The 17444-nt window shown below is 69.6% G+C and carries 19 protein-coding genes; 7 read left to right on the top strand and 12 right to left on the bottom strand.

The annotated features are described in order from the left end of the window. Positions 1–141: 141 nt before the first annotated feature. Complete coding sequence (locus H2Q94_RS18855; RefSeq protein WP_243788516.1) at positions 142–936, top strand: DeoR/GlpR family DNA-binding transcription regulator; 795 nt, start codon at positions 142–144, stop codon at positions 934–936. 54 nt (positions 937–990) lie between these two features. On the opposite strand, the gene H2Q94_RS18850 is transcribed toward H2Q94_RS18855, so the two are convergent. The 6 genes from H2Q94_RS18850 to aztB all read right to left on the bottom strand — a co-directional run bounded on the left by H2Q94_RS18850 (position 991) and on the right by aztB (position 6119). Further along, complete coding sequence (locus H2Q94_RS18850; protein WP_243788515.1) at positions 991–1269, bottom strand: hypothetical protein; 279 nt, start codon at positions 1267–1269, stop codon at positions 991–993. Positions 1270–1462: 193 nt separating this feature from the next. Further along, positions 1463–1759 (bottom strand): hypothetical protein, encoded by a 297-nt coding sequence (locus H2Q94_RS18845; RefSeq protein WP_243788514.1) that lies wholly within the window; start codon positions 1757–1759, stop codon positions 1463–1465. Positions 1760–1937: 178 nt separating this feature from the next. Next, entirely contained in the window at positions 1938–3101 is a 1164-nt protein-coding gene (gene aztD / locus H2Q94_RS18840; protein WP_243788513.1) for a zinc metallochaperone AztD, read from the bottom strand. Between the two features lie 50 nt (positions 3102–3151). After that, entirely contained in the window at positions 3152–4072 is a 921-nt protein-coding gene (gene aztC, locus H2Q94_RS18835; RefSeq protein WP_243788512.1) for a zinc ABC transporter substrate-binding protein AztC, read from the bottom strand. Then, positions 4069–5259 (bottom strand): hypothetical protein, encoded by a 1191-nt coding sequence (locus H2Q94_RS18830; RefSeq protein WP_243788511.1) that lies wholly within the window; start codon positions 5257–5259, stop codon positions 4069–4071. The genes aztC and H2Q94_RS18830 overlap by 4 nt, the downstream gene beginning before the upstream one ends. Beyond that, positions 5256–6119 carry a zinc ABC transporter permease AztB gene (gene aztB / locus H2Q94_RS18825; protein WP_243788510.1) on the bottom strand — a complete coding sequence of 288 codons (864 nt, stop codon included), beginning with the start codon at positions 6117–6119 and terminating at the stop codon, positions 5256–5258. Before aztB ends, H2Q94_RS18830 begins: the two co-directional genes overlap by 4 nt. A gap of 48 nt (positions 6120–6167) precedes the next feature. Between aztB and aztA the strand changes: the two genes are divergently transcribed. Further along, positions 6168–6902, top strand: coding sequence for a zinc ABC transporter ATP-binding protein AztA (gene aztA / locus H2Q94_RS18820; protein ID WP_243788509.1), 735 nt, complete (start codon positions 6168–6170; stop codon positions 6900–6902). 33 nt (positions 6903–6935) lie between these two features. Here the strand turns inward: aztA and H2Q94_RS18815 are convergent, their stop codons facing one another. Then, positions 6936–7952 carry a GlxA family transcriptional regulator gene (locus H2Q94_RS18815; protein WP_243788508.1) on the bottom strand — a complete coding sequence of 339 codons (1017 nt, stop codon included), beginning with the start codon at positions 7950–7952 and terminating at the stop codon, positions 6936–6938. A 123-nt stretch (positions 7953–8075) separates the two neighbouring features. Between H2Q94_RS18815 and H2Q94_RS18810 the strand changes: the two genes are divergently transcribed. Then, positions 8076–8294 carry a hypothetical protein gene (locus H2Q94_RS18810; RefSeq protein ID WP_243788507.1) on the top strand — a complete coding sequence of 73 codons (219 nt, stop codon included), beginning with the start codon at positions 8076–8078 and terminating at the stop codon, positions 8292–8294. A gap of 217 nt (positions 8295–8511) precedes the next feature. Here the strand turns inward: H2Q94_RS18810 and H2Q94_RS18805 are convergent, their stop codons facing one another. Then, the gene (locus H2Q94_RS18805; RefSeq protein WP_243788506.1) at positions 8512–9318 is read right to left on the bottom strand and encodes an NPP1 family protein; all 807 of its coding nucleotides are present in this window, start codon (positions 9316–9318) and stop codon (positions 8512–8514) included. A gap of 412 nt (positions 9319–9730) precedes the next feature. Here H2Q94_RS18805 and H2Q94_RS18800 point away from each other — a divergent pair, with 412 nt between their 5' ends. From H2Q94_RS18800 to H2Q94_RS18790, 3 genes are all read left to right on the top strand, one after another. Next, positions 9731–10510 carry a helix-turn-helix domain-containing protein gene (locus H2Q94_RS18800; RefSeq protein ID WP_243788505.1) on the top strand — a complete coding sequence of 260 codons (780 nt, stop codon included), beginning with the start codon at positions 9731–9733 and terminating at the stop codon, positions 10508–10510. A gap of 174 nt (positions 10511–10684) precedes the next feature. Next, positions 10685–12163 carry an ABC transporter substrate-binding protein/permease gene (locus tag H2Q94_RS18795; RefSeq protein ID WP_243788504.1) on the top strand — a complete coding sequence of 493 codons (1479 nt, stop codon included), beginning with the start codon at positions 10685–10687 and terminating at the stop codon, positions 12161–12163. Continuing rightward, entirely contained in the window at positions 12160–12951 is a 792-nt protein-coding gene (locus H2Q94_RS18790; protein WP_243788503.1) for an amino acid ABC transporter ATP-binding protein, read from the top strand. The genes H2Q94_RS18795 and H2Q94_RS18790 overlap by 4 nt, the downstream gene beginning before the upstream one ends. Positions 12952–13004: 53 nt before the next feature. Here the strand turns inward: H2Q94_RS18790 and H2Q94_RS18785 are convergent, their stop codons facing one another. From H2Q94_RS18785 to H2Q94_RS18770, 4 genes are all read right to left on the bottom strand, one after another. Beyond that, a complete protein-coding gene (locus tag H2Q94_RS18785) occupies positions 13005–13979 on the bottom strand; it encodes a citrate:proton symporter (RefSeq protein ID WP_243795792.1) in 975 nt (324 codons plus the stop codon). Next, positions 13960–14292 (bottom strand): hypothetical protein, encoded by a 333-nt coding sequence (locus tag H2Q94_RS18780; protein ID WP_243788502.1) that lies wholly within the window; start codon positions 14290–14292, stop codon positions 13960–13962. Before H2Q94_RS18780 ends, H2Q94_RS18785 begins: the two co-directional genes overlap by 20 nt. Before the next feature lie 269 nt (positions 14293–14561). Continuing rightward, positions 14562–15194 carry a hypothetical protein gene (locus tag H2Q94_RS18775; RefSeq protein WP_243788501.1) on the bottom strand — a complete coding sequence of 211 codons (633 nt, stop codon included), beginning with the start codon at positions 15192–15194 and terminating at the stop codon, positions 14562–14564. Next, a complete protein-coding gene (locus tag H2Q94_RS18770) occupies positions 15191–16288 on the bottom strand; it encodes an isocitrate/isopropylmalate dehydrogenase family protein (RefSeq protein ID WP_243788500.1) in 1098 nt (365 codons plus the stop codon). Before H2Q94_RS18770 ends, H2Q94_RS18775 begins: the two co-directional genes overlap by 4 nt. Positions 16289–16494: 206 nt before the next feature. Here H2Q94_RS18770 and H2Q94_RS18765 point away from each other — a divergent pair, with 206 nt between their 5' ends. Further along, complete coding sequence (locus H2Q94_RS18765; RefSeq protein WP_243788499.1) at positions 16495–17172, top strand: GntR family transcriptional regulator; 678 nt, start codon at positions 16495–16497, stop codon at positions 17170–17172. The last annotated feature ends 272 nt before the right edge of the window (positions 17173–17444 follow it).

The following is a 17444-nucleotide window of genomic DNA, read 5'->3' as shown; positions in this document are numbered from 1 at the left end:
CGCCCGGTCGAAGGGGGCACCGACTCCACGGCTCGGGTGGGTTCCGGGGAGTCGGTGGCGGGCGGAGACGACAATGGGAGCCGCCGGGGATCAGAACCGGCGGGGCGTACGGGCGGTCGGGACGGGAACGAGGAGTGGGGCATGGACGCGTCGGACAATCCGCCGCTCATTCCGGATCAGCGCCGTGAGCAGCTGGTCAAGCACCTGCGGCGGGAAGGGGTGCTCAGCGTCCAGCAGATCACCCAGCTGTTCGGCATCTCGCACATGACGGTGCGCCGCGACCTCGCCGAGCTGGAACGCCAAGGCTTGGTCTTCTCGGTGCCCGGCGGGGCGCGCATCGCCAGCCAGCTGCACGCGGAGCCGACGTTCCAGGCGAAGTCGGTGACCGAGCAGCCGGAGAAGCAGGCGATGGCGCGGGAAGCCGCCCGCGACGTCCGGGACGGCATGACCGTCTACCTCGACGCGGGCACCACGATGCTCACCATGATCCCGCTGCTGGTGGAGCACACCGAACTCACCGTCGTCACCAACGATTTCACCGCCGTGGAACGACTGTTGGCCGCCACGCACCTCGACGTGATCCACCTGGGCGGGCTCGTCGAACCGGCGAACCGCTCCAGCGTCGGGCGGTTGGCGGCGGCGACGTTGCGGCAGCTGGCGCTGGACGTGGCGTTCATCAGCGCGAGCTCCTGGGACTTGTTGCGCGGTGTGACCACCCCGTCGGAGCGCAAGGTGGAGGTCAAGCACGCCGCGATGGTCGCGGCCTCGAAATCGTTGCTGGTGGCGGGGTCCTCGAAGTACGGCACGTTCGGCCGCTACAAGGTCGCGTCGCTGACCGCCTTCGACGAAGTGATCACCGATGCCGCGTTGGCCGATGCGGCGGCGGAGGGAATCCGGGCAGAAGGCACCGACCTGCGCTTGGCGACTCCGGCGTAGCGCCCCGGACGGCGAACCGCCCCGAGCGCGTTGTGCGCTCGGGGCGGTATGAACTCACTTCACCGCGGCCAGTTTGCAGGCGTGCTGCGCGTGGCTTGCGCTGACCTGGATGGCGATGAGGTTGTTCTGGCAGATGATCTGCCCGAGGCCGCCAGAGGATCCCCGCTTGCAAGCGGCGTTCACCTTCGGCCCCACGAGATACCCCCGGGCCTTGAGGTAGGTGGTGCAATCCGACCCGGTCGCCTGCGCGGGTGCCACGACCGCCAACGACAACGTGCCCGCCGCGACGACCGTCACCAGCGAAGCGGCCACGCGCCGCATCGTGTTGCTCATGATCTTCCCCTTGCCTTCCGTTACCCCCTCGGCGAGGTTTCCCGCCGTAGAGCCGTTTTTTGGGCTCTGCGCAAGAGATTGTCGGGAATTCACGCAGAAATCAGGGAGAGCGGGGGAATTGCCCAAACAGAGCAAAGGGCACAAAAAGTTCCGGCCGATCGAGCGAACTCGATCGGCCGGGCGGGTTCAGTGTTCAGTGTTCGTCGTAATGATCCTCGTGCGCGGCGTGGCGGTGGCCGTCGTGCAGGTAGTCGGTGTGGTCGCCGTGCTGCACGGCGTCGTGGCCGCAGTCGGGGCCGTGCACGTGGGAGTGCTCGTCGTGCGCGACGTGCTCCGACGGTTCGCACTCGTCGTAGTGGTCGTCGTGCGCCCGGTGCAGGTGACCGTCGTGCGCGTAGTCGGTGTGATCACCGTGCGGCACCGCGGTGTGGCCGCAGTCCGGTCCGTGGGCGTGGGGGTGGTCGGTGTGCTGAACGTGCGCCGTCGTCATGGGGATACCTCGCAACTGCGTTTCGGTTGGACAACACCGCCAGGCGGAGCAACCTCGCGGTCCCCGTTACATTAGACACTGTGCATATGTCGGCAACTCGGCCCGGCGCGCGCCCCTGTGAGACGGAGCGTCGCCGCCCGCATCGTGGCCGGTCACCACGACGCGGGCGGCCGCAGGGTCAGGACACGACGCCGCTGAGCTCGTTCGGCGCGGCGGGCAGGCCACCGGTGGCGGTCTTCTCGCCGGTCGCCAGGTCGATCGCGTGGATCTCCTTGCGGTTCGGGTCGGTGACGTAGGCGGTGCCGCCGCGCACGAACAGCGCGGGACGCGGCTGCTGCCACTCCAGCGGTTCCTGCCACGAGCCGGTGACGGGGATGGTGTTCACGATCCGCCCGCTCGCCGGGTCGATCACGCGGAGCCCGCCGTCGGTGCCCAGCACGAGCGCCTCGCCCTGCGGGCCGCGCGCCAGTGACCGGAAGGTGTAGCTGGTGCCGAGGTCGACCAGTCGCAGGCTCCCGTTCGTGGTGTCGACCAGCGCGACCTGCTCGGGGCGCTCCAGCTCGGCGTCCTCGTCCACTTTGTAGTCGCCGAGCACAACGGGGGAGTGCTCGGAACCGGCCTGGTTGCCGATGCGGCCGTACTCGGTCGGGCTGGTGATCTTCGTGATGGCGCCGTCCCGGTACACCACCGCGCCGTTCTCGCAGCCGACCACGATCGCTTCGCCCTGCGCGGCGGCTTCGCCGTGCACGCCGGGGCAGTCCTCGTTGCGCGCGATCTCCCGCCGGTTCTCGTCGAGCACGACGATGCCGACGCGTTCGTCCTCGTTGCCGAGGGTGGTGAGCAGTTCGCCACCGGCGAGTTCGACGGCGACTCCGTGGTGCGGTTCGGCGGTCTTGTGCTGCTCGGTGGCCGGTTTCCCGTCGCCGAGCTCGTTCGGGTCGAAGGAGGTGACCTCGCCGGTACCGTCGCTGAACAGCACGGTGCGCCCGGCGTGGCGCACGACGTGGCCGGGCTTGGCGCCGGGGAACGTGACGTCGGTCAGCGCGGGGTGGGCGGCGTTGAGCAGCTGGAAACCGTCGGAGGTCGACACGACGACGTGCTCGTCGTCGCCGGCGGGGTTGAGCCGGTTGAAGCCGTCGAGCGGGATGTCGGCGGCGACCTGGAGGGTGCGGCCGTCGAGCACCCAGATGCCGCCGTCGTAGGTGGCGACCACCGGTTCCGCCACGGCGGGGCCGGCGGGAGCGGCCTGCGGCTGCGGTTCGGGCGACGCGCAGGCGCTGAGCGCGAGCGCGGCGGTGGCGAGCGCGACGCCGGTCTTGGCGGCGGTCCTCGTGATGGGCATGGAGGGTCCTTTTCTCTTGTGCCGTCGAATGGTTCCGGCGTGCGGCGGGGTCATCCGCCGAGGCCGGTGGCGATGGAGTCGGCGTTGGACCGGGTCATCTCCAGGTAGGTCCCGGCGCCCTCGCCGGGCGGGCTCAGCGACTCGGAGAACAGCGGCACCACCCGCACGTCGAGCCCCGCCTGGTCGGCGAGCGCGCGGGCGAGCCGGTCGGGTTGCGAGGAGTCGGCGAACACCGCCCGCACGCCCGCTTCGCGCACGGCACCGGCGAGTCCGGCGAGATCGGAGGCGCTGGGGGAGGCCAGCGTCGTCCCGCCGGGGATCACCGCCCCGATGACCTCGAAGCCGTAGCGCTGCGCGAGGTAGCCGAACACGTGGTGGTTGGTGACGAGTTTGCGCTGCTGCGCGGGGATCTCGGCGAACCTCTTGGCGGTGGTGGCGTCGAGCTCCTCGACCTCGCCCCGATAACGCGCGGCGTTGGCGCGCACGACCGCCGGGTCGACCCCGTCGACGTGCTCGACGACCTGCTGCGCGATGACGTCGACCGCGGCGGCGACCCGGCGCGGGTCGGTCCAGAAGTGCGGGTCGGCCTGGCCGCGGGATTCGTCGCTGGTGTACCGGATCGGATCGACTCGTTCGCCCACCGGCAACGTCGCGACCCCGGCGGTTTCCGCCGCCCGCACGCTGCGCAGCACGCCCTCTTCCAACCCGAGTCCATTGTGGATGACCAGATCGGCGAGCTCGAATTCGGCGGCCTGCTGGGCGGAGATGCCGAACGAGTGCGGGTCCGCTCCCGGTCGCATCAGCACCGATACCTGCGCTTGGTCGCCGATGATGTTGCGGGTGATGTCGCCGAGGATGTTGGTGGTGACGACCACTTGAGCTCGTTGCGACCCGCCGCCGGAGCATCCGGTGAGCGCGAGCAGCACCGTCACGACGGCCGCGGTGAGCGCGACCGCGATCCGCCGGCTCATCGTCCGGTCTCCACGACGTGCGCGGCGTTGCCGCCGAGCCGGAATTCGCGGGCGAGGCGCAGCGAATCGTTGTAGTCGATCTCGTGGATCGTCCCGGCGTCGACGTCGTTGACGTAGGCGCGGGTCGTGTCGATCAGGATCGTCGGCAGCGGTCCGGCGGTGTCGACCGGTCGCTCGGTCACCCGGGTCGTCGCCGTGGGAGCACCGGTTTCGGGGTCGTGGGCGTGCAACACGCCGTCGGCGGTGAGCGCGAGCAGCGGGCCGCCTTCGCCGACGGCGTTGACGGCCACGACCGGTCCGGTGTCGACGTGCGTCCACTTCCGGTCCGAGAGGTCCAGCGACCACGCGCCGCGCTCGCCCGCCTTCGCGGCGAGGGTGGCGCTGCCGGGGCGTTGCTGGAACTCGCGGGCGCGTTCGTCCTCGCCGACCGGGCGCGGGTAGGGGATCTTCTCGCCGTGGAAGGCGCCGTCGTCCTCGGAGACGAGCAGCGCACCGTCGGCGCAGCCGAACACGACTCCGCGCCGGGTGAGCGCCGAGCCGCTCGGCCGTGGGCACGACGGTTCGACGGTGTCGAGTTCCTCGCCCGCCCGGTCGAGCACCCGCGCTTTGCCGTCGGGTGCGACGGCCAGCACGTGCGCTTCGTAGGGCACCGCTGCGGTGCCCGGGGCGAGCTCGGTCCGGCCGACCTCGGTGAGGGTGCCGCCGTCGAGCGCGGCACGGTCGAACAGCGCCGCCGAACCATCCGAAGTGGACGCCGCGGCGACGCCGGTGTCGTTGTGCGCACCGGTGGTGCGGCCGGGGAGGTCACCGACGTCGCGGATGTCGGCGCGGTAGTAGTGCACGTGGTCGCCGTGGTCGACCATCCACGAGCCGCTGTCCACGACGTGCGTGCCGCGCTCCCCGGTCAGGTAGGCGTACCGGCCGTCGTCGGTGATGTCGCGGATCCCCGGCACCGTCCCGAGTTCCACCACGTCCTCGGTGATCAGGTCGAGCACTCGCACCGCGCCGGTGTCGCCGTCGGCGACCACGAGGCGGGATTGGGCTTCGGCGGCCTCCTCGGCGCCTTCGACGTAGCCGTGCGGCACCTCCGGTGGCGGGGCGGCCCCGCCGCCGGGGGAGCCGCAGGCGGCGGTCAGCGCGACGAGCGCGAGGGCCAGCGCGGCGGGTTTCGTCCGTTGAGGTCTCACAGTGCGTGCTCGACTTCCGTGTTGGTTTTCTCCGGGATGGCCCGGACTCGGTCGCGCAGTTCGGCGCCGAGGGCGGACAGGAAGAACAGGGCGACGGCGGTGGCGGCGATGGTCGCTCCGGCGGCGGTGCCCCAGTGCCAGGAGACGAGCAGTCCGATCGCGGTGGCGGCCATGCCGAGTGCGGCGGCGCCCGCCATCACCACCGGGATGCGCTTGGCCCACAGCACGGCCGCCGCGGGCGGGGCGATGAGCAGCCCGAACACCAGCAGCGTGCCGACGATGCGGAACGAGGCGACGATCGCGAGCGTCACCAGCCCGAGCAGCAACGCGTTCGCCCATCCGGGCCGCAGCCCGAGGGTGCGCGCCTTGCGCGGGTCGAACGAGAGCGCGACGAACGCCCGGTGCCCGGCCAGCGAGATGGTCACCGCGATCGCCAGCGCGACGGCGAGCTCGCCCAGTTCGGGACCGGTCACCGCGAGCACGTCGCCGAACAGGAACCCGGTCAGGTCCACCGCGAACGACTGCGAGTGCGACACGATGATCACTCCGGCCGACAGCATGCCCACGAACAGCAGGCCGATGGCGGTGTCCCGCGAAAGCCGCTGCGAGCGCCCGAGCGCGGTCACGCCGAAGGCCATCACTCCCGCGCTCAGCGCCGCGCCGAGCAGCAGGTCCCCGCCGAGCAGCCAGGCCAGTGCCACGCCCGGCAGCATCCCGTGCGACATGGCGTCCCCGAGGAAGGCCATGCCGCGCAGCACGACCCAGGTGCCCGCCAGCGCGCAGATCAGCGAGACCAGCACCCCGGCCCACAGCGCGCGCTGCACGAAGGACACTTCAAAAGGGACGAATAACCAATCCATGACAGATCACCCTATAGTGAAAATGATTGTCGTTGTAGGGTGAGTTTCGTGAAGGCCATCACTGACGACGCGACCACCGACGACCGCCCCGCCGCCGCCCTGCGCGCCGTCTCCGCGGGCTACCGCAGGCATCCCGTGCTGCACGACGTGACCGCCGAATTCCCGGCCGGGCGGCGGACCGCAGTGGTCGGGCCGAACGGCTCAGGCAAGTCGACGCTGTTGAGCGTGCTGGCCGGAGTCCTCCCGGCGACCTCGGGTTCGGTCGAGCACGCAGGCCCCGCAGGGCCTGCGCTGGTGGCGCAGCGCAGTTCGGTCTCGGACACCCTGCCGCTGACGGTGCGCGCGACGGTGGAGATGGGGCGATGGGCGCGAACCGGCCCGTGGCGCCGGCTGTCGAAGCAGGACCGCGAGGTCGTCGCGGACTGCCTGGACCGGCTGGGAGTCGCGCCGCTCGCGAATCGCCCGCTGGGGGCGCTCTCCGGAGGTCAGCGCCAGCGGGTGCTCGTCGCGCAAGGCTTGGCGCAGCAGGCGGATCTGCTGCTGCTGGACGAACCGGCGGCGGGCCTGGACGTCACCGCGCAGCAGCACATCGCCGAAGTGCTCGACCAGGAGAAGTCCCGTGGCACCACGGTCGTGCACGTGACCCACGACCTCGCCGAGGCCCGCTCCGCCGACCACTGCCTGGTGCTGCGCGACGGTCGGCTGATCGCCGCCGGAGCACCTGGTGAGGTGCTGACGCCGGAGGTGCTGAACGCGGTCTGGGTCGGCGCGCTGCTGAGCTGACGCGGACTCCGCGACGATTCCGCCCGGAGCGGTTCAGGCGATCTCGACCGGTGACGGGGCGGTTTTCTCCTGCCCGGGCTGGAAAGTGCTGCGATACGTGCTGGGCGAGATGCCGAGCCGCGCCCGCAGGTGCTGGCGCATCGAGGCCGCCGTGCCGAACCCGGCGTCCGCCGCCACCTGGTCGACGGGCAGGTCCGTCTCCTCCAGCAGCTGCCGCGCGCGTTCGATGCGCTGCCGGGTCAGCCACTGCACGGGCGACAGTCCCGTCTCGTCGCGGAACCGCCGGGTGAAGGTGCGCACGCTCATCGACTCCAGGTCGGCGAGTTCCCGCAGCGACAGCACCCGATGCAGGTTCGCCAACGCCCAGGCCCGCGCCCGCCCGGTGGAGGAGCTCTGCGGTTCGGGCACCGCGCGCCGGATGAACTGAGCCTGCCCGCCATCGCGGTGCGCGGGCACCACGGCGCTGCGCGCGACGTCGTTGGCGATCGTCGCGCCGTGCTCCTCCCGGATCATGTGCAGGCACAGGTCGATGCCCGAGGCCTCACCCGCCGAGGTCAGCACGGAACCCTCGTCGACGTAGAGCACCGAGGGATCGAGGTCCACCTGCGGGAACGAGCGCCGGAACCGCTCCGCGGCGTTCCAGTGCGTCGTCGCCGTCTTCCCGTCGAGCAGCCCCGCGTCGGCCAGCACGAACGCGCCGGTGCAGATCGACGCGATCCGCCCGCGCTCGGGAACGCGCGCGATCGCGGCGCGCAGCTCGGGAGACAGATCCGGGCGCGGCTGCCGGTAGTCCTCGTCGGAGGCGGGCACGAACACGATGTCGGCCTCCGCCAACGCTTCCGGCCCGTGCGCGACGTGCACGGCGAAATCCGTGGTCGTGCGCAGCACACCCGGATCCTCGGTGCACGTCACCACTTCGTACAGCGGTTCCCCGGTGGCGTCCACGGCCATGCGGAACAGCTGGTGCACGAGTCCCAGCTCCATCGGCAGCAATCCCGGCCGCACCAGCACCGCCACGTGCCGTCGCTCCGGATGACGGAAAACACCCATGGCCCGATTCTTGCACATGTTGGCCATCCGGCCACTCGTTTCGGCGTCCGCGCAGGCCCACGATGAATCGCATCGAGAACACGACCTCCCGCCCGAAGCGGGGGATTCGAGGGAGGAAGAACGATGGCACTGGTGTGGATCGCACTGCTGATCGAGTTCGCGGCGGCGTTCACCGTCGCCGCGGCCCTGGCGTACTGGGCACAGCGCCGGCTGACGACGGCACGGGAAGAACGGCCGCGAGCGACGGCCCGGAGTTCGTCGCGGTCGTCCGGGGGAGACCGGCTTCGGATGGCCGATCTCCGCACGGCCGGAAACCGCCGGACACCCTGCACCGACCGCTAGATCGCGTGCGTCTTGTGATCGTCATCTTGTCGGCGGCGGAGCCGCTGAGCAGTGACCGGCCTGAGCAGGCCGACCACCGCGGGTTCTCAGCGACTTCCTCGCGAGGACGGCCATTTCACCGCGTATTGGCATACGTCAGAAATGGATCCCGCAGCGAGGAAGCCGCTGAGGTTGCGCTGAGCGACCCGCTACGCAGGCCACGCTGAACCTTGAAGGATCAGGCGTTCGGGTTGAATTCGATGTCGGCGGGCTTGGCCTTGGCCAGGTTGTCCTCGAAGCCGCCGTCCTTGATGCCGAGGCTGGCGCTGCCGAAGTCGGCGCCGGTCAGCTTGTCCCGGATGCCTTCGGGGAAGTTGTCCCAGCTGACCAGGTCCGGGTACTGCCAGGTGCCGTAGTCGTTCTCCGGCTGCTCGTCCTTGCCCGCCAGGCGGAAGCAGTGCGTGCTGGCGCCGTCCTTGTGGTAGACGATCTTGGGGTGGGTGTCTTCGAAACCGACCTCCGAAGCGGGGTAGGTGGAGAAGTCGCCGTGCGCCGAAGTGGAGACGTACTTCGCCTGGTCCTCGTTCACCCACACCACGACGTGCTCGATGTCGTGGCGGTGCCCGAACGCGTCGTGCACGCCGCCGAGCGCCTGGTCCTTCTCGAAGTACAGGTCGTACATGTACGCGCACCAGCCGTTGTCGCATTGTGAGCGCACGTACGAATTGGTGTTGTCGAGATCCGACTTGTCGTGGCAATTGCCGTTGAGCGCACCGGACGGTTCCAGTCCGGGAGCGATGGTCCCGTCGGGGCCGATCGCCGGAGTGGGGTAGCAGCCGTCACCGTCGTAATCGAAAGCAGGCTGCCATTTTCCGTCGGGGTCGGCGACGCTGGACGGCAGCGCCTGCGGCGGGTCGGCCAGCGCCGCCGCAGGCGGCAGGCCGATGAACAGCACGGCGGTACCCACCAGCGTGCGGAACGCGAACGAGGACTTTCCCAGCCGCCGGGGGCTTCGCCGTGTTCTGTCGGTCTCCAGTGTTCCCATCGCAGCAGAGCCTTCCGATCGCGCCGATTGAATCGGAATGATCATAAGGTTCTGTGGTAGAGCTGGATAGTGGCTCGGCTGAACCGTTCGTCCTGGTTAACGGCCGGTTCACCTTTTTCTCCTTGGCGGAATGGCGAAAATGAGACAATTGTTCGACCTGCTGGAAAAGCTGCCATAGGATCCGGACGGATCGTGCCGAGCCGCATTTCCGCGAGGCTGCGGCGCATTCGGCCGAGCTCGAGCCGGGGTGGTGTTCCCTGGGACTGCGGAACCCACCTTGCCGCCGGGCGGTACGGGCAGAATCAGGGGTGTGGACGCCGCCTACTCACGTGAGCTCGCCGACTTCCTGCGGACCCGGCGCGGTCGGCTGCGCCCCTAGGACGTCGGCATCGAACCGGGACCACGGCGCAAGGTGACCGGCCTGCGCCGCGAGGAACTGGCGCTGCTGGCGGGAGTGAGCACCGACTACTACCAGCGCATGGAGCAGGGCCGCGACGTGCGCCCCTCCGACGAAGTCCTCGACGCCCTGGCCCGCGCTCTGGATCTCACCGCCGAGGAGACCCGCCACCTGCACGCCCTCGCGCGGGCCGCGCGTCGTCCCGCGCCGGTGAAGCACCGCCGGGCACCGGAGCGGGTGCCGGAGAGCACGCTGCGGCTGTTGCGCAGCATCGCCGGCCCCGCGCTGGTGCTCGGCCGCCACCTCGACGTGCTCGCGTGGAATCCGCTGGCCGGTTCCTTGTTCGGCGACCTCGACGGCGCCGTCGACCGGGATCGCAACATGCTGCGGGCGCTGTTCCACCACCCGGAAGCCCGCGAGGTGTGCCCGGACTGGGAGTCGAGCGCGCTGGAGTACATCGGCATGCTGCGCGCCGCCGTCGCCGCTGACCCGGATCACCCGCGAGCCGTGGAACTGGTCGGCGAGCTGAGCGTGCACAGTGAGGAATTCCGCCGGTTCTGGGCACGTCACGACGTGCGGGAACGGACCCGCGGCACGAAGCGTTTCGCGCACCCCATGGTCGGTCCGATCGAGCTCGACTGGGACGCCTACCCGCTGCCCGGCGGACCCGGCCCGGTGCTGATCGCCTACACCGCCGCGCCGGGCAGCCCGGACGCCGAACGGCTGGACCTGCTCACCGGCCTGATCGCGATCACCGGCGCGGGGCGCGACCGGTACGCGGTCGGCCCGGAGTGAGCGGTCCGCGCGAGGACGTCGTCCCGTGCATCGGCTTCGCCGCCGACGACGGCTCCGGTCCCACGACCGGCGAGTTCCCGCAATGTGAATCATGAAGTGCCGAGTCGGAAAATCGCCCTATGCTCATTTCGCGGTGCCGCTTCCGGGCACTGAGGAAGGTGAGGGGATTCTCTGATGCGGCATGCGCTCAGGTGCGCGGTGCTGTTCCTGCTGTTGCTCGTCGCCCTGCCCGCGCAAGCGAGCGCGGCCGTGGCGCAGGACGCCGAACGACCCGTGATCCGGGTCGGCACGGAGGGGACTTACCCGCCCTTCTCGTTCCACGATCCCGGGACGCAGGAACTCACCGGCTACGACATCGAAGTGATCAAAGCGATCGCCGACAAAGCCGGGTGGGACCTCGAATTCGTCGAGACGCAGTGGGACGCGGTCTTCCCCGCGCTGGACGCCGGGCGGCTCGACGTCATCGCCAACCAGGTCTCGGTCAACGAGGAACGTGCCGCCAAGTACGGCCTGTCCGACCCCTACACCTACTCGCGCGGCGTGATCGTCCGGCGCACCGGCGACGAGGGCATCAAGACACTCGAAGACCTGCGGGGCAAGACCACCGCGCAGTCGAGCACCAGCAACTGGGCCGACGTCGCGAAGGAGGCGGGGGCGAACGTCGAAGCCGTGGAGGGCTTCTCGCAGGCGGCCGCGCTGCTCACGCAAGGCAGGGTCGACGCGATCGTCAACGACAACATCGCCGTGCTCGACTACCAGGCCAGCACCGGCTCCACCGACGTGGAGATCGCGGGCAACGCCGGGGCGGAGACCAGCGAGCAGGTCCTCACCTTCCGCAAGGCCGATCAGGCGCTGCTCGACCAGGCGAACCGGGCGATCGGCGAGCTCAAGGCCGACGGAACGTTCAACGGCATCTCGCAGAAGTACTTCAAGGCCGACGTCTCGGTGCCCGACGGCGGTGAAGCGGACCTGTCCGAGGGACGCGGTCACCGCAGCACGTGGGAGGTGCTGCGCAGCACGGCGTGGCCCATGTTCGTCGGCCTGATCCAGGTGACGATCCCGCTGACGGCGTTGAGCTTCGCGATCGGGCTCGCGCTCGCACTGCTGGTGGCGCTCGCCCGGATCTCCCCTTACAAGGTCCTCTCGGGTTTGGCCCGAGCGTTCATCTCGATCATCCGCGGCACTCCGCTGCTGTTGCAGCTGTTCATCGTGTTCTACGGGCTGCCGCAGCTGGGAGTGAAGTTCCCGCCGTTCACCGCGGCGGTGATCGCGTTCAGCCTCAACGTCGCCGGTTACGCGGCGGAGGTCGTGCGTTCGGCGATCCTTGCGGTGCCGAAGGGACAGTTCGAGGCGGCCGCGACGATCGGGCTCGACTATCGGCAGACGCTGCGCCGGATCATCCTGCCGCAGGCGACGCGGACAGCGGTGCCACCGTTGTCGAACACCTTGCTCTCCTTGCTGAAGGACACGTCGCTGGGGTCGGTGGTGCTGCTGACGGAGCTGTTCCGGCAGTCCCAGCTCGCCGCGGCCGAGAGCAACGAGTTCCTCGCCCTGTACGCCTTCGCCGGGCTGTACTACTGGGTGATCTGCGTGGCGCTCTCCGCCGGGCAGAAACGACTGGAAACCCGACTGGACAGGTACGTGGCCCGATGACCGACACCACAGCGCAGCACGCCGAGCCCGCCCGCGTCCGGGTGCACGGGCTGGAGAAGTCCTTCGGCGACCAGCACGTCCTGCGCGGCATCGATTTCGAGGCCGCGCAAGGGACTTCGACCGTCCTGCTGGGACCGTCCGGTTCGGGCAAGACCACCGTGCTGCGCTCGATCAACGTGCTGGAGACGCCGGAACGCGGAGTCATCGGCATCGACGACGTCGAGATCGACTTCGCGCGGCTGCCCACCGGTAAGGCCGGTCGCCGGGAGGGCGGCCGGTTGCGGGCGCAGAGCGGCATGGTGTTCCAGGCGCACAACCTCTTCCCGCACCGCACGGTCCTGGACAACGTCATCGAGGGGCCGGTCGTGGCGCAGCGGCGACCGCGGGAAGAGGCCGTCGCCGACGCGCGGACGCTGCTCGACCAGGTGGGACTCGGCGACCGCGCCGATGCCTACCCGTTCCAGCTCTCCGGCGGGCAGCAGCAGCGAGTCGGCATCGCGCGGGCGCTGGCGTTGAAGCCGCGCGTGGTGCTGTTCGACGAGCCCACGTCGGCGCTGGACCCCGAGCTGGTGGGCGAGGTGCTGGCGGTCATCAAGGACTTGGCGGCCGAGGGCTGGACGATGGTGATCGTCACTCACGAGATCCGCTTCGCCCGGCAGGTGGCCGACCAGGTCCTGTTCCTCGACGGCGGCGTCATCGTCGAGCGCGGCACCGGTGCTCAGGTGATCGGCGACCCGCAGGAGGACCGGACCCGGCGATTCCTCAGCCGCGTCAGCGACCACGGCTGACCGCCCCCGGTGGTGCCACGGGCAGGCGAACGTCTCCTCGTCGCCCACCAAGATCACACCAGGCTGATGGCTCCGGTGAGGACGGCGAAGGCGATGTAGGCGACCGACGCCAGCAGCACCCAGCCCACGGCGAACCGCTGGAAGTCCCCGAGGTCGCGCTTGATCAGCCCGAGCAGCACCCACAGCGGTGCGGAGGCGGGGCCGATGGAGTGCATCATCTGCCCGATGGCACCGGCTCGCGCGATCTCGACGGGCGCGATGCCGTAGTGGCCCGCGGACTCGGCAAGCACCGGCAGCACACCGAAGAAATACGCGTCGTTGGACATGAAGAAGCTCAACGGCAGGCCGATCACGGCGGTGAACAGCGGGATCAGATTGCCGAGCGAGTCGGGCACGACGGACAGCAGCGCGTCGGCCATGGCCTTGGTCATGCCGGTGTCGGTCATGATGCCGGTGAAGATCCCGGCGCCGAGCACCAGCATGACGACCGGGACGGCGTTGCCCGCGTGCTTCTTGATGACCTCGCCCTGTTCGGCCAGGCGCGGGTGGTTGACGAGCAGGGCGATGACGAACGCGAGCATGAACAGGTTCACCAGCTCGGCGACGCCGAGGACCAGCAGGACCAGCAGCAGCACGGTGAGGCCGGCGTTGAACCAGGTGCGTCGGTTCCGCTGCTCGCCGCCGCTGTCCTGCGCGGAGATCTCGGCAGCGAACTCGTTGATGACCGCCTGGTCGATGCGCTTGCGCTGGCCGCGGCCCAGCATCCAGGCGATGGTGATGATCGTCAGCGAGGTGAGCACCATCGGGGCGATCATGTGCACGAAGTAGTCCGTGGAGTCCAGGTGCAGCACGCTGATCCCGCGGGTGGCGGCGCCGCCCCACGGGGTCGTGCCGGAGATGGTGCCCAGGGCCATGGTGGCGATGGTGGCGATGACCAGCGGGTTGATGCCGAGGCGCCGGTAGATCGGTAAGAACGCGGAACAGATGATCATGTAGCTGGTGGTGCCGTCACCGTCGAGCGCGACCAGCAGCGCGAGGACCGCGGTGCCGACGCAGATGCGGACCGGATCGCCATACCCGGATGATCAACCGCGAGATCGGGTCGAACAGCCGGGCGTCCATCATCACGCCGAAGTACAGCACCGCGAACAACAGCAGGATCGCGGTCGGCGCGACGATCTCGAGGCCGTTGAGCATCATTTCGTCGAGGTCGCCGCCGAATCCGGCGACCACGGCGAACAGGACGGGCGTGGCCATGATGGCCACGAAGGCGGTGGCGTATCTGCGCATCACCAGCGCCATGAAGACGCCGAGCGTTGCGAATCCCAGGACGGCGAGCATCGTTGCTCCTTTGGTGCGCGGGCGGCCGCGGCGCGGGCGGATCCCGGTGGGACCGCCACGCCGGCCGTGGCGAGAGGGGGTGCTGCGGGGGCCTTTCAGAGCGGCGTGCGCAGTGGGTCGGGTATCGGAACCTCAGCGGTTTCCCGTTGACCAGGCCACGAGTTCATCCTGAAAGGCGCCCGGAGCGGAGGTGCGGCCTATCGTGCGTTCGGCCGGGCGCGCACGGTTGCGAGCGCCCCGATGTCAGTGCTCGGGTGATCCGGGTGGATTCACGGTGCCGGCGGTAGCAGTTCCGATCGCAGTGCGCGCACGCCGAGCGGCAGCGGGCTCAGCACTTCAGCGCCGAGGATCCGGGCGAGATCGTCGGCGTGCGGGCTCAACGAATACTGCGCGAGCAGCACCAGATTCCCCTCGGTGAGATGCGGTTTCGCCGCCTGCGCGAGGGAATCCGCCGAAGCGGGGTGAGCGCGTGCGGATCGGACCGCCGCGCCGGGAGCCGCATCGGTGAGCCGTTGCGCCGAGTCGGCCGACGCCGAGTCCAATGAGGAGAGAAGCACCACTTCGGCGGACTCGCGATGAGTGATCTCGGCGAACGCGGCATCATCGGATGCCCGCACCGGCACGTCCCACAACTGACGGGCGAGAGCCGCGACCGGCCCGTACATCGAGCAGCTCAACTGCACGGCGTCGGCTCCGCCGTCGATCGCGTGGCGGATCAGCGAGAGCATCCGCCGACGCAGCGCGGGGGTGAGGCCGCCGGCCGCGTCGGCCTCGCTGACCAGTCGATCGTCGACCAGGTGCCACGGCTCGGCTTCCGGGAATTCCGCGCGCAGCGCGTCGTTCACGGGCTCGACCGAGCCGGGGGTGGCGTGCACGAACGCGACGAGCAGGCCGGTCGTCACGCCGAATCCCCATCGCGGATCGCGTCGGCGACCGCTTCGGCGAACGCGGCGGTACCGGTCGAGCCGCCCATGTCCGAGGTGCAGGTTCCGGCGGCGACGGTGCGGGCGATGCCGGATTCCAGCAGCGCGGCCGCACGGCGCAGGTTCACGTCGTCGTTCCGGTTTCCCAGCCACTCCAGCAGCATCGAGCTGGAGAGCATCATCGCGATGGGGTTGGCGATGTCCCGGCCCGCGATGTCGGGCGCCGAGCCGTGCGCGGCCTGCGCCATGCACTGCTGGTCGGAGGCGTTGATCGAAGGGGCGATGCCGAGCGACCCGGCGAGCTCGCCGGTGAGGTCGGAGAGGATGTCGCCGAACATGTTCTCGGTGACCAGCACGTCGAAGTCGGGGGCGCGGCGCAACAGGTGCACCGTCATCGCGTCGATGTGGTGATCGTCGACCGCGACGTCGGGGTACTGCTCGGCGATCTCGCGGCACACGTCGCGGAACAGTCCGGTGGTCATCCGCAGCACGTTCGCCTTGTGCACGATCGTGAGACGCTTGCGCCGACCCTGGGCCAGCTGGAAGGCGGTGTGGGCGATCCGCTCGACCGCGGGCCGGGTGATGATGCCGTGGGCGATGGCGATGTCGGGGGTCGGCATGAACTCGCCGGTGCCGGCGTGGGTGTTGCGGTCGGCGTAGAAGCCTTCGGTGTTCTCCCGGACGATGACCAGGTCGGTGCCGGGCACCATCGCCTTCGCGCCCTCGAACGCCTTCGCCGGGCGGATGTTGGCGTAGAGGGCGAAGCGGGTGCGGATGGTGCCGCTGGGGTTGAGCCGCGAGCGATGCGGTTCGGGGTAGGCGGCGCTGTCGTGCGGCCCCAGCAGCCACGCGTCCAGCCCGGTCAGCGTCTCCAGCGTCGACTCCGGGATCGGCGAGCCGTGCTCGTCGATCGCGGATCGGCCGAGCGGCAAGGGGAGCCATTCGACGCCCGGGGCTTCGGCGGCCGCCAGGGCCGCGTCGACGACGCGGGTCGCCGCGGGCACGATCTCGGCGCCGATCCCGTCTCCTTCCAGCAGGCCGAGTCGGTACGTGGGGATGGGCCGTGCGGTCATGAAATCTCCTCGGGAAGTCGCGGACGGCGATATCCTGGAGGTTATAATCTCATCCAGTCAAGACCGTCTCCGAGGTTGGTGATTCGCCGTTTAACAGGGGAATTGCCTCGGAAAGGGGTCTTATAACGTGATGGACCACTGGGTTTCACCTGGTGGTCAGCGGGGTGAGTCGGCGCGGTAGCTTATAGCCGAGCAGGAGGTGTGGCATGAACGAACCAGGGTCGTCACCGATGATGACCAAGAGCGAACTGGCGTACGCCAGCGTCCGCGACAAGATCCTGTCGGGCGAGTTCCCGCCGGGTTCGGTGCTCAACCAGGCCACGCTGGCGCGCACCATCGGCATCAGCACCACACCGCTGCGCGAGGCGCTGCGCAGGCTCAAGGCCGAGCGACTGGTCGAATTGGACGCGCACCGCGACGCGCGGGTCACCGAGCTCAATTCCGAAGAGGCCCGCGATCTGCTCGAAATCCGGCGTTCGCTGGATCCGCTGGCCGTGTCGCTGGCCGCGCAACGACGAACGAAGGCCGACATCGCGGAGATCCGTGCGGCCGCCACCGGTCTGCACTCGTTGCCCACCGATCCCGAGCAGCGGCAACTGCTGCACCACCGGCGCTTCCACGGCGCGATCTACCGCGCCTCGCACAACGATCTGCTCATCGAGACGCTCGACGGCTTGTGGGACAAGGCCGATCGGTACCGCAGGCTGGCGCTGGAGATCGATCGCGGTCCCGAGGCCCGGGCGAACAAGGACGAGGAACACCGAATGCTGGTCGAATGCGTGGTCGCGGGCGAGGCCGACGCCGCAGCCGACCTGATGCGCGAACACATCGAAACCAGCCTCGGCGCCCAAGCCGCCCGCCGCCTGATCAACGCGGAACGCTAACGCCCCGCCCAAGACCGAGCGCAAGAACCCCCTGCACCAACCCCGCCCACCCCACACCCAGCATCTTTCTGCTCATCCACGGCGAAGCCGACTCGTTGCGGCCGAAGGCCGTGCCTGGATGTGCGAAGCACATAGCCCACGTCAAAAAGCCGACCACCGGCGGGTTCTCAGTTGCTTCCTCGCGAGGACAGCTTTTTCCCTCGTGGCGGAGCCACTTGGGAAAAAGATCCCGCAGCGAGGAAGCAACTGAGGTTCCGCTACCCGACCCCCCG

The organism is Saccharopolyspora gloriosae (assembly GCF_022828475.1).
GTDB lineage: Bacteria > Actinomycetota > Actinomycetes > Mycobacteriales > Pseudonocardiaceae > Saccharopolyspora_C > Saccharopolyspora_C gloriosae_A.
Note: the sequence above shows the minus strand (reverse complement) of the source record. Positions and strands in the feature narration are given on the sequence as shown.

Excerpts from the sequence above, each read along its gene's own strand:
- H2Q94_RS18855 (WP_243788516.1), top strand. The coding sequence starts at position 142 with ATGGACGCGTCGGACAATCCGCCGCTCATTCCGGATCAGCGCCGTGAG.
- H2Q94_RS18850 (WP_243788515.1), bottom strand. The coding sequence starts at position 1,269 with ATGAGCAACACGATGCGGCGCGTGGCCGCTTCGCTGGTGACGGTCGTC.
- H2Q94_RS18845 (WP_243788514.1), bottom strand. The coding sequence starts at position 1,759 with ATGACGACGGCGCACGTTCAGCACACCGACCACCCCCACGCCCACGGA.
- aztD (WP_243788513.1), bottom strand. The coding sequence starts at position 3,101 with ATGCCCATCACGAGGACCGCCGCCAAGACCGGCGTCGCGCTCGCCACC.
- aztC (WP_243788512.1), bottom strand. The coding sequence starts at position 4,072 with ATGAGCCGGCGGATCGCGGTCGCGCTCACCGCGGCCGTCGTGACGGTG.
- aztB (WP_243788510.1), bottom strand. The coding sequence starts at position 6,119 with ATGGATTGGTTATTCGTCCCTTTTGAAGTGTCCTTCGTGCAGCGCGCG.
- H2Q94_RS18815 (WP_243788508.1), bottom strand. The coding sequence starts at position 7,952 with ATGGGTGTTTTCCGTCATCCGGAGCGACGGCACGTGGCGGTGCTGGTG.
- H2Q94_RS18810 (WP_243788507.1), top strand. The coding sequence starts at position 8,076 with ATGGCACTGGTGTGGATCGCACTGCTGATCGAGTTCGCGGCGGCGTTC.
- H2Q94_RS18805 (WP_243788506.1), bottom strand. The coding sequence starts at position 9,318 with ATGGGAACACTGGAGACCGACAGAACACGGCGAAGCCCCCGGCGGCTG.
- H2Q94_RS18795 (WP_243788504.1), top strand. The coding sequence starts at position 10,685 with ATGCGGCATGCGCTCAGGTGCGCGGTGCTGTTCCTGCTGTTGCTCGTC.
- H2Q94_RS18790 (WP_243788503.1), top strand. The coding sequence starts at position 12,160 with ATGACCGACACCACAGCGCAGCACGCCGAGCCCGCCCGCGTCCGGGTG.
- H2Q94_RS18780 (WP_243788502.1), bottom strand. The coding sequence starts at position 14,292 with ATGCTCGCCGTCCTGGGATTCGCAACGCTCGGCGTCTTCATGGCGCTG.
- H2Q94_RS18770 (WP_243788500.1), bottom strand. The coding sequence starts at position 16,288 with ATGACCGCACGGCCCATCCCCACGTACCGACTCGGCCTGCTGGAAGGA.
- H2Q94_RS18765 (WP_243788499.1), top strand. The coding sequence starts at position 16,495 with ATGAACGAACCAGGGTCGTCACCGATGATGACCAAGAGCGAACTGGCG.